Annotated in this window: 9 protein-coding genes; 5 read left to right on the top strand and 4 right to left on the bottom strand. The window is 53.6% G+C overall.

Annotation, left to right across the window (positions count from 1 at the left end; all coding sequences use genetic code 11):
• The first annotated feature begins 395 nt into the window (after nucleotides 1-395).
• The 3 genes from ABX962_RS18840 (at nucleotide 396) to sdhB (ending at nucleotide 4,338) form a co-directional block, all read left to right on the top strand.
• A complete protein-coding gene (locus ABX962_RS18840) occupies nucleotides 396-1,289 on the top strand; it encodes a succinate dehydrogenase cytochrome b558 subunit (RefSeq protein WP_372721579.1) in 894 nt (297 codons plus the stop codon).
• 96 nt (nucleotides 1,290-1,385) lie between these two features.
• Nucleotides 1,386-3,350, top strand: a complete 1,965-nt coding sequence (sdhA, locus tag ABX962_RS18835; protein ID WP_372721578.1) for a succinate dehydrogenase flavoprotein subunit — start codon at nucleotides 1,386-1,388, stop codon at nucleotides 3,348-3,350.
• Between the two features lie 133 nt (nucleotides 3,351-3,483).
• The gene (gene sdhB, locus ABX962_RS18830) at nucleotides 3,484-4,338 is read left to right on the top strand and encodes a succinate dehydrogenase iron-sulfur subunit (RefSeq protein WP_372721577.1); all 855 of its coding nucleotides are present in this window, start codon (nucleotides 3,484-3,486) and stop codon (nucleotides 4,336-4,338) included.
• Between the two features lie 327 nt (nucleotides 4,339-4,665).
• On the opposite strand, the gene ABX962_RS18825 is transcribed toward sdhB, so the two are convergent.
• Both ABX962_RS18825 and ABX962_RS18820 read right to left on the bottom strand, forming a co-directional pair.
• Nucleotides 4,666-5,112 (bottom strand): response regulator, encoded by a 447-nt coding sequence (locus ABX962_RS18825; RefSeq protein WP_372721576.1) that lies wholly within the window; start codon nucleotides 5,110-5,112, stop codon nucleotides 4,666-4,668.
• A gap of 37 nt (nucleotides 5,113-5,149) precedes the next feature.
• A complete protein-coding gene (locus ABX962_RS18820) occupies nucleotides 5,150-5,632 on the bottom strand; it encodes a hypothetical protein (RefSeq protein WP_372721575.1) in 483 nt (160 codons plus the stop codon).
• Nucleotides 5,633-6,676: 1,044 nt separating this feature from the next.
• Here ABX962_RS18820 and ABX962_RS18815 point away from each other — a divergent pair.
• Complete coding sequence (locus ABX962_RS18815; protein WP_372721574.1) at nucleotides 6,677-7,204, top strand: hypothetical protein; 528 nt, start codon at nucleotides 6,677-6,679, stop codon at nucleotides 7,202-7,204.
• A 323-nt stretch (nucleotides 7,205-7,527) separates the two neighbouring features.
• On the opposite strand, the gene ABX962_RS18810 is transcribed toward ABX962_RS18815, so the two are convergent.
• Nucleotides 7,528-9,309: an SMP-30/gluconolactonase/LRE family protein gene (locus ABX962_RS18810; protein ID WP_372721573.1), complete on the bottom strand. Its 1,782-nt coding sequence runs from the start codon at nucleotides 9,307-9,309 to the stop codon at nucleotides 7,528-7,530.
• A gap of 86 nt (nucleotides 9,310-9,395) precedes the next feature.
• On the opposite strand from ABX962_RS18810, the gene ABX962_RS18805 reads away from it, so the two are divergent.
• Nucleotides 9,396-10,166, top strand: a complete 771-nt coding sequence (locus tag ABX962_RS18805) for a rhomboid family intramembrane serine protease (protein WP_372721572.1) — start codon at nucleotides 9,396-9,398, stop codon at nucleotides 10,164-10,166.
• 199 nt (nucleotides 10,167-10,365) lie between these two features.
• On the opposite strand, the gene ABX962_RS18800 is transcribed toward ABX962_RS18805, so the two are convergent.
• The coding region (locus ABX962_RS18800; RefSeq protein ID WP_372721571.1) for a DUF1552 domain-containing protein at nucleotides 10,366-11,170 on the bottom strand (805 nt) is incomplete at its 5' end.

The raw sequence follows: 11,170 nt of genomic DNA, 5'->3' as shown, positions 1-11,170 counted from the left end.
TGACCGAACATGTGTGGCATTGTGTCCAATATTGACTTCCTGGGATGATGCTGTCCTTGGCGACGGTGCCGTATCGCCTTAAATTGACGTGCGTGCTGGACTTCGAGTACAAAAACGCCGCAGAACACCTGACATGCAACCGCGTACCGATGTCGCTTGCTTGCTTCTCCCCTGGGAAGCTCTCTAGCAAACCGACTGGAAATGAGTTAGCAGTAGGGTGAGCCCATTTGCTCACCCTTAATGGACGGGCAAGCGTGCCCATCCTACCATTGCGTGGCAGGCGATTGCGAAGCGGCTAAGATAATTTGTCAAGCAGAGACGGAATGCTGCGATAATCCGTCATTTCGCACTTGTTGCGGCCTAACCTCTTTCACATGCAAAGCAAGACGACCGACGTGGCTAACTTGACTACCAACCCATCATTCTTTCTTCGGCACGAGTTCGCGATTCGCCGATTCCACTCCTTGATTGGGATCGTGCCTCTTGGGCTCTATATGGTCATCCACCTGACGACCAACGCCAGCCTGATGAACAGCCCCGAAACGTTTCAGCGTGCGGTCTATATGATCCACAGTGCTGGCAAGGCGCTTCCGTTAATCGAATGGGGCGGAATCTTTATTCCATTACTGTTCCATGGCATCCTTGGCGTCTGGATCGCGAAGAACGCGAAATTGAACACCCGCCATTATCGTTTCGCGAGCAATCGGCGGTATGCGTGGCAGCGTTATACCGGGATTGTCGCCTTGGTCTATCTGTTCTTTCACATTTTGCATTTGCATGGATGGTTCCATTTTGGGCCGTACTTGGAAGTCATTCGTCCGCTGCAATTTGCTGCATTTAAACCTTACAACGCCGCCAGCACGCTGGTCGAGTCGATGAACCAGTGGGGCGGATTTGTGTGGCCCGCGTTTTATCTTGTTGGCATGATGTGCTGTGTCTATCACCTCGCAAACGGATTGTGGACAGCGGGAATCACCTGGGGATTGTGGATCACACCGGCGGCGCAGAAGCGAGCTTCAAAAGTTTCGGTGGTGTTTGGTGCCGTTCTTTCGGTTATTGCTTTGAGTGCTTGGTGGGCTGCTGTGGCACCGGGCCCCGAAGAAGCCGCCAAATACCGTGAAATTGAAAACCGCATGTACGATGCGAACCTCGAGTCCGGCGTCATCTCGGATATGCCCGAGAAACGCTACGACGAACCGGCTGAGGAAGCTTCGCTGGCCCCCGATGCTCCATCGCCACGTGCGAACGCCAAAACGGCGGATTCGAATGACTCGGATCCACTTCAGTAATCAACCCAACCTTCGATGACCAAACTTGAAGTTCCCCATCCAAGTTTGCGTTACAAGACCTATAAGCTACTTCCACAAAATTGTTTGATTTGAATTATGTCTGAGCATCGTGTTGTCGTAATTGGTGGTGGACTTGCCGGACTCGCAGCCACCATGAAACTAACGGAGTTGGGGGTGAAGGTTGACTTGCTCAGCCTGACTCCGGTGAAACGCTCGCATAGCGTGTGTGCCCAAGGTGGCATTAACAGTTGTAACGATGCGACGCGGCAACTTGGTGATGACGAGTGGAAGCATTTGGATGACACCGTATACGGCGGTGACTTTTTGAATCACCAACCGCCGGTCAAAGAGATGGCGTATTGGGCTCCTAAAGTCATCGACTTGATGGACCGTCTTGGTGTTCCATTTAATCGCACCGGCGAAGGCTTTATCGATCGCCGACGCTTCGGCGGCACGCTCTACAAACGAACCGCGTTCGCAGGTGCAACGACGGGGCAACAACTGCTATACGCATTGGATGAACAAGTGCGTCGTGCCGAAAACGAAGGCATGGTCAAAAAGTACGAATTCTGGGATTTCTTGGCGCCGATCAAAGACGACGACGGACGTTGCCGTGGTGCAGTCGCTCAAGACATGGTTTCGATGGAAATCAAGGCGTTCCCAGCCGATGCCGTGGTCGTTGCGACCGGTGGCTGCGGACTCGTTTACGGACGCAGCACGATGAGTGTTTTCTGCACCGGCAGTGCTGCGAGCCGCTGCTTCCAAGCGGGAGCAAAGTACGCCAACGGCGAGTTCATCCAAGTTCACCCGACTGCAATTCCCGGTAGTGACAAACTGCGATTGATGAGCGAATCGGCGCGTGGCGAAGGCGGACGCGTGTGGGTTCCACGAAAGCCGCAAGACCCACGTGAACCTAAACAGATCCCTGAAAACGAACGCTACTACTTCTTAGAAGAACGTTATCCCGAGTACGGCAACCTCGTTCCACGTGACATCGCCACTCGCGAAATTTTTGACATCTGTGTCAACGATGGCTTGAGTGTCGACCCCGACAAAATGTGCGTCTACCTAGACCTGACCCACATCGAACGCTCGGAACTCGACCGTAAACTCGGTGGCATTCTCGAGATCTACGAAAAATTCCAAGGCGTTGACCCCCGCGATGAACCGATGCGGATTTTCCCTGCGGTCCATTACAGCATGGGTGGATTGTGGGCCGATTACGTCAAGAGCGACAACGGAGGTCTTGAACCGGGTGCCCCGCAGAACCACATGACCAACATCCCCGGTTTGTACGCAATTGGCGAGTGCGATTATCACTACCACGGTGCGAACCGACTCGGTGCCAACTCGCTGCTGTCGTGCATCTTCACCGGCTTGTTCACCGGCCCTTCGATTCTAAATTATGCCAACAGCCAATCCAGCGGCAGCAACGATGTGCCCGCTGCGGTGATCGATGCAGCGATTCAGGCGCAAACCAAGCGTCATCAAGATCTGCTCAACGGCAATCCCGGCAGCGACGAGAACCCGTACCTGATCCACCAAGAACTGGGGGATCTGATGACACGCGTGGCAACCGTGGTTCGCCGCAACGACCAACTGGCCGACGCGATCGAAAAGATTCAAGAACTGCACGAGCGTGCGATGCGAGTGAACCTTTCGGACACGGGCAGTTGGACCAACCAAAACGTGATCTTTGCCAAAGCACTTCAAGACATGTTCCCGCTGGCAAAAACGATCCTCAAAGGTGCGTTACAACGCGACGAGTGCCGAGGAGCCCACTTTAAGCCCGACTTCCAAAAACCATCGCTGACATCCGAAGATCCCGTCGAGCGACGTCAACAAGCCGAGGCTTGGTGTGATGAGTTCGAAAAGAACAATCAAAAATATCTGAAGTCGACGGTGGCATCCTGGAATGCAAACACGAAGATGCCCGACATCGTCTACGAAGATGTCGACACCTCGTTGATTCCACCACGGCCGCGATTGTACGGCCTTGTCGGGGCCGAAGAGATTGAAAAGGTTTGGAACGAGCGGGCCAAAGCCGCAGTTGCCCAATAGCCGCTCAATCGAACGGGAACACGAGGCAGCCCTGGCTGTCACGACGAACCAAACGGACTTGATTCCGACGCTAGAATATTATTGTCTCACTGAAATTCAAATTCACCATTTTTGCCATTGTTAGGATCGACGGATGAATGCCCTCGAACCCAATTTGAAGAAACGTCCCGAATTCATCAACGTTCGCGTTCGTCGACAAGACGCTCCGGGTAAAGAACCGTACTGGGAACTTCACAAGATCAAGTACGAACCCGAATTGAACGTGATCAGCGTCCTGCAACGAATCGCGGCCCAAGCCAAGACATCGGACGGCAAAAAAGTCAATCCGGTCGCTTGGGATTGCGGATGTCTCGAAGAGGTTTGTGGGGCTTGCACGATGGTCATCAACGGCCGCGTTCGACAAAGCTGCAGTGCGCTGGTCGATCGACTGCTGGCCGAAAACAGCGACGAACTTGTGCTCGAACCGATGAGCAAGTTTCCCGTCGTACGTGACCTGCAAGTCGACCGCGAACGACTGTTCCACAATCTGTCACGAGTCAAGGCTTGGGTGCCGGTGGACGGCTATTACGACATGGGCCCCGGCGAACGGGTACCACGCGAAGACCAAGAACGAAACTATCCACTCAGCCAATGCATGAGCTGCGGTTGCTGCTTGGAAGCCTGCCCTCAATTCTTGAAGGTGGAACTGGAGCGGCGTGAAGGCGAATCGGACGAAGCCTACCAAGCACGTAAGGATGCGGAATTCGACGAAAGCTTTGTCGGTCCCCATGCGATCTCGCAAGCGATGTTGTTCAACAACCATCCCACCGGCAAAACGCTTGCGGACGATCGCCTCGAAGCGCTCACCGGCCCTGGCGGAATTCAGGTTTGTGGCAACGCACAGAACTGTGTTGCGGTATGCCCGAAAGAAATTCCGTTGACAACATCGATCGCAAGAACGGGCCGAGCAACCACGTTGTACGCGATCCGCACGTGGTTCGAGAAATAACCGGCGTTTGCCAATACCATCGACCTGGGTAGCGCTCGCGACGCGGGGCCTCGTCCGCGTGTCGCGAGGAAAACGTTCGAGATTTACTTGGGCGCTCGCGGCGTTTTGCTAAAAAAGCGGCTGCTTGGTATCGACGTCGATGGCATTGAGGTAGCCGCGGCGCTGAAGGGTTAGCCGCCCTGATGATCAATAGCATGGCCGGCTAACGACGTCGCGGATGGCTCGCGGATCGATCGTAGCCCCCAAACGCCGAACAAGATCATGCCTACCGAACCCCAATCGCGCTGCGAACGGGGCGAGAACGCGAGGCGAGGACCTCGGACGCGATTACGCCAGCACAGGCGTCGAATGGACCATCAAGCGTTTGTGATCTCGCACCACGCGCATGAATTCGTCTTCGTGGACCGGTTTGCGAATGTAATCGTGGACGCCAAGCGCATTGCAGCGTTCGCGAATGCACTCATCTTCGTTGGCGGTCAAAACCACCGTCGTCAATGCTTCGGTGTTCACATCGCTGTTTTGCAACAACTCGATCACATCGATACCGGAACCATCCGGCAGATTCAGATCGAGCAAAAGCAAATCGGGCTTAGGCGCCCGCGCGAAGACACCTTCTTGTCGCAAAAATTTGATCGCTTCGCTGACACAACGCACCAACGTCAAACGGTGATGTACTTGGCTACGGCGAAGTGAATGGATCGTTACGCGTGCATCCATCAGGCCATCCTCGACCAACAAAATCTCCATCGGCTTGAAACGTGAGCCTGAATGCATATGGGAAGCTCCCCTATTTAAATCGTCTGAAATGTGATCAACCTGCGCTGAGCGAATCCTTGATCAATCCATTCTCGGCTTGCTCATGCTCTCGCAACTTTTCGTCAAATGCCTGAGTTTGATCCACCAACTCTTGGACACAAGCTGCACTAGCACCTCGATACTGAAGCTCTTCGGCTTTCTCAATCAGTTCGCTTAATTGCAAATACAAGGAACAATGCTGAGCCATGGCTTTTTCAGCAGCATTCACTTTAGACGAACGGTACTCGGGTGCGACTTCGATATACCCATACGCTTCTTCGAGGGCAAACTGCAGCGCCATTTGATCTCGAAGATCATTCAACAGCCGCACTAATGTTCGCGTCACATGTGACGGCTCATCCATGTCTTCACAGACCTGGCGTACATGATGAAGCGTATGCCAAAATTCTGGGTGACTCTCTTTAATCTCCTGAAGAAAAGCGGAATTAACCACCAGCGTCTTTTTCGCTGCACGTACCGTCGATACGACTGTAGCCATGAAAATGCCTCCGTGAATGTGAAAACGCTACGGCACAGGGAGAGAATAGGTGCAGGTCAAACACGGAGCAGAAGATACGTGTTCCCGCTTTGCCGCTCATTAAATTTTAACCGCTTGCGAGAAGCAGGGTCAAGCATTTCGCAAGATTCTGCTCGCGAAGCCCCGTTAGCTTCTCCGTACGCCCCAATCGCGGTCCCCGGGCAGAAAACACTGCATTTCGCCGAGCCAAAACAACAACACCCCCTCCAACAAAATCGCCAACCAGCCCCTTCGGGGGACAACCTCTCCCCGCCGCCAAAGCAGCCGTATCGAGCCTTTTGTGGCAACATGTTACGCCTAGCCGGTCAGGCGATCGGCACCAGCGATCCGGCGCTAGCGGCGGTCGAGCGATCACGCTCCGCTGCATAGCCCTTGAAAACAAGGTTACTAAATGCCAAGTCTCAGCATCCCACATCGTCTCGTCCCGTCCCTTTTTTTCGATCGTCCCTTGTTTGAGCATGCCTGATAACGCGCTGCTCCCTCATGCTTGGTGGTCATCAAATGGAACCGCAAACCGTAGAAACATCGGGTTATCCCCAGCGGCACCCCCTCGCTCACGCACGATGCAAACGCATGCCAAAAAAGAAACTCAGTTTGCGGCTATCCGCACCACGATTGCGTCGCAACTTTGTTACAAAAAGCGAACGGTAACACTCGCGAATGATCGTTGCGAATGCGAAGTCACCAGCAAGCCGATCGTGCTAACACCCCCGTCGTTGCAAGTATGCACATGCTCACTCGCTGACTTGTCCACTTCCTTACCGAATCCACTCAGTCGGAACCGAATCGAATGCCAAGTGGAACAACACGATGCGTTTGTCACCAGCGTCATCATTGTCGTATTTACATCACGGATTTTTGCATCACGGATAAACAGAGACGCGGATAAACAGAGACACGAGCCACCACGGCATCCCGAGTGACGTTATGCTGAGTCACCTTTAACTCGGTGACATTCACACGGTGTCACTCCACGCAAGCATCGGCGACCGAATAAACACAAGCATGACTGCCAAAAACAAAGCTCCTCGCGCTGCTAGCTTTCCCGTCGTTAGCGAAGATGATTGTGAACCTTTATTATCAACGCATCCGAGCAGCAGTGGCATGCACGACAACACAGAGATTTTCGTTTTGGCTGCACTCCGTCGTGCTCACCAAACAAACTCTGTAGAGCATACAAATCAAAAAAAAGTTTATGTGAGCAACGCGTGTATTTTGCGGAACTTTCGTCGTGATCCGCGGCTGCGCTGGAAAACTCTTTCCGGATTGTTGTTGACATGGGAAGCGAACGTCGCCACATTCACGCACGATCTGAACGTTGAGTTTCCATCACTGATCAGCACGACGATGAAGAGTTGCTTGCACATGACTTTTCTTAAACAAATTGTCCGAGAGCTCTTGATGCGAAGCCAGAATGACCTAAGTATACTTGTCACTCGGATCCCCCTTATCGACGAAAACTCATCTCTAGGATTGTTGCCTAGAACAGTCAAACAAAACGACAGACCGAACGTTGGTTTGATAACCATTTAACTAGATAACCACGTACCCCGAATGAATCAGGGTATCGCAAATCGTTAAGAAGGAACCTAACGACAAGCAATTGGGAGCTTCCACTGATGGATCGATCGCGAAATGAGTCGCCCACAACTCATGCACATGGATGTCGCTCCCATTTTTTACTGTTTAGTTGCATTGAATCGAAGTCGTTAGCGGCTTCATCGTTATTCAGCGCAACAGACGCACGATCGGTTGGCGAAGGATCACCAACCGACCAAAACGTCGAATAGTAAATCGCGAAGCTGGCGGCGCACGACGCAATGCCAGCTCGCGTTTTTTTTTGCCGCGACTTCTCTCTACAATCGCGGCTTTGCAGGAATCACCGATTCTTGCCACGGTGCGAATCCTTCGATCCGCGTGTTGCGGCGATACACCCGTGATCCACACGTTACGTAGAGTGTCTTTCCATCCGATCCCGCGAAGACACAATTTGACAAACGTCCCTGCGCACTTGGCCGATCGATGATCACGTGCACACGTCCCGGTTGATCAAACACTTGCACTCCGAGCGAGGATGCGACCAGCAGCGAACCGTCCTTGGCCATCGTGACGCCATCCGCACCGGTATTCAGTTCGTCTTGCGGTTGATGGACGTAGTAATACGGCTGTCCAAACGACAGCTTGCCGGGCTGCTCAATCCGGTACGACCACACATAACGGCCCGTGGCATCGACGACAACCAAGAAACGCTTGTCGGGCGTAACAGCGATACCGTTGGGTTTACCAGGAAACGAGCCCGCATCGCCACTGGCTACCACGATGGGCTCGCCCCCATGCGGCAAATACCACACCGCGGGCTTCAGCGGATCAGTGAAATAGATTCCATCCTCGAGCACCACCAGATCGTTACACCCGACATCCGTCGCGATCACGGTCTGCGTACCATCAGGCGTGATACGCGAGATCTTTCGCTCTTTGTTTCTTGCTGCGTACAAGTTGCCTTTTGCATCGAACATCAAGCCGCTGACTCCGCTAATGCCTTCGATGAATTTGGACGCTCCCTTGCCATCGGCATTCACTTTCCAAATTTCTGCCGCAGGGCCGTCAATAAAAAAGACGCTTCCATCGGGCGCAACGGCGGGGCCTTCGGTATAGCGGTGCCCGTCGCTGACCATTTCCCATGTCTCGCCGGGAATCAAGCGATCTTTCAATTCGGGATGTTCATCGATCGTCACTTCGATCGGTTTGTCAGCGTCTTGCCAAAGCCAACGCATCGCGTCGGGCATGATGGCTGCGCCATGTTTACCGTTATGGCCTCCGTCGCCCCACTCGTTTTTGACTTGATATCCCGCCCACTGCAGCGCCGACAGCATGGTCTGGTTGGCGTTCCACCAACTGCCGGCGTAAATGTCGAGATCGTTGCGACCGTCTTGCAGAAAAACACGCAGCGGTTTGGGCTCGGTCTTGCGAACCAACGTCGGGTACTCATTACCACCTCGAAGTCCCACGTAGGTTCCAACCGTGCTGAAAACGCGACGGAATTGATCGGGGCGATGCCATGCAACCCCAAACGCAGCGATCGCGCCGCTGCTGCTGCCACCGATCCCACGCAGATTCGGATCGTCCGTGATGTTGTATTTTTGTTTGACGACCGGTAACAACTCGTCGATCAAAAATGTGGCGTAGCGATCGCTGACGCTGTCGTACTCGTAACTGCGATTGAACCGTGACTGTGCATCGTCGCCGCCCGGCACAACACCGGGGTTCACCATAACGGCAATCGTGACCGGCATTTCTCCTTTGTGAATCAAGTTGTCAAACACCACGGGCACACGCCAATTGCCTTTTCGGTTGAGGTAACCACCTCCGTCTTGGAACACCATCAACGCAGCGGGCTTGGCCGCATCGTATTGTGCCGGAACATAAACGAAATAGTCTCGCTCGGTTCCCGGGAACACGCTGCTGTTGGCGAAGTGATACGATTCCACCCGGCCTTCGGGAACGCCGCTCTGTGTTTGAGAATCAGCATGCAGCGGGTACGACTCTTCGGCGTGCAGTGTGACGGCAACCGTGACGAGAACCAGCGTGAGGGTTCCCCACAAACGTGTCAGGCGGAGAGCGACAATTGTTTTTCGCATATGCAATTCCTTGGTAGGTGTTCTAGAAAGGGGGGAGGAAGGAGGGAGGGTTGTCTTTGTTGCAAAGCACATGATAATCAAACGCGATGATACCTCTACGCGACAGCATACCGAGCCGCACGTTTCCTGTGATCAATTATTTGATCATTGCGTTGTGCTCCGCCGCGTTTATCGCCCAGTTGGTCTCGGAGGAACGTGGCGGCCGAATTGCCGAACGCTTTGGCATGGTCCCCGCGCGATTGTCCGATGCGAATGCCGATCCCGTCGTCAACGAACGCGTCGGCATTCAAACCCCGCGTGGAATCGAAGTCCGCACGATCACTCGCAAACTTGCTCCGTCACCGATCCCGGCGTGGATGACGGTGGTCACTTGCATGTTCTTGCATGGCGGATGGATGCACTTCATTGGCAACATGTGGTTTCTGTATATCTTTGGCGATAACGTCGAAGATCGTTTGGGGCATTTCGGTTACGCGTTGATGTATTTAGGGACCGGGATCGCGGCTTCGTTATCACACTACTTCACCGATCCATCGAGTCCAATGCCGACGATTGGCGCAAGCGGCGCGATCGCGGGTGTGATGGGCGCTTACGCATGGCTGTATCCGCATGCGAAGGTCCAGACGTTGATACCGCTGATCGTGATCATCCAAGTAATCATTTTGCCAGCGCCGTTGTTTCTAGGGATTTGGTTTGCGCTGCAAACGTACAGCGGCATCACGGCAGTGGCCGGTGGCGCCGCGACCGGAGTCGCATGGTGGGCTCACATCGGCGGCTTTGCCGCAGGAGCGTTAGCGGCGATCATCATCGGACGAACGCCGCTCGGGCACGAGGCAGTCACAGAACGGCGTTTCTGATTCAACCAGATAGGCAGGTGTCTTTCGGTATATCAGCCGTTTTGGCCAACGCGGTGAAGCATTTTTCCTTTTAGGGTTTGTGCTAATTTCGCGTAGCGGAAGTCGTCAAGACTTTCGTTCCATGGTGTATGCTCCCCGAAACTCTTGACGAGTTCCGCTACCTCGGATTGATTCGATTTCATTTGCGATAACGAACGCGTTAGCCGAGGTTCTTCAGCACGCCGTTGCTGTCGCCAAACTTGTCTGCCTTGACGCCCATTTCTTTGAGCATCCAGAGATACAAATTGCACAACGGCGTGTGGTTCTCGTAGCGAATATGCTGGCCCGTTTTGATGCGGCCATTGCCGTTGCCGGCCAACAGAATCGGCAGGTCATCATGATTGTGGCGATCCCCGTCGCTGATGCCGCTGCCGTAAACCAGCATGCAATGATCTAGCAACGTTCCATCCCCTTCGCTGATTGAACTGAGCCGCTTCAGCAAATAGCCAAATCGATCAATATGATATCGATTGATCTTTGCGATCTGAGCTTGCTTGTGCTCGCTTTTGCCATGATGCGACAATTCATGATGCCCCTCTTTAACGTCGATGTCGGGATAGCTTCGATTGCTGCCGGCATTGGTGAACATGAATGAAATAATTCGCGAACTATCGGTTTGAATCGCCAGCGTGATCATATCCATCATCAACTCGGAGTGCTCTTTCAACTCTTGCGGCACACCGCTGGGTCGGGGGTAATCAGGAACACCGTCCTCCGAGATACTCAGCCGCTCTGCACCGGCCAATCGTTTTTCGACATCGCGGACCGCGTACAAGTATTCGTCCAATTTTCGCCGATCGATTTCGGGCAGAGTCTTGTGCAGTTGCTTGGCATCTTCGAGCACAAAATCAAGCACACTCTTGCGGTACTTCTCACGAACACTCTTGGCTCGCCGCGTTTCTTTGGATGTTTGTCCGGCGAACAAGCGATCGAACAGTGCGCCGGGATCGACTTCTTTTGCCATC

This window comes from Novipirellula sp., from assembly GCF_041583735.1.
Taxonomy (GTDB): Bacteria; Planctomycetota; Planctomycetia; order Pirellulales; family Pirellulaceae; genus Novipirellula.
This window is presented reverse-complemented; position numbering and strand designations above follow the sequence as displayed.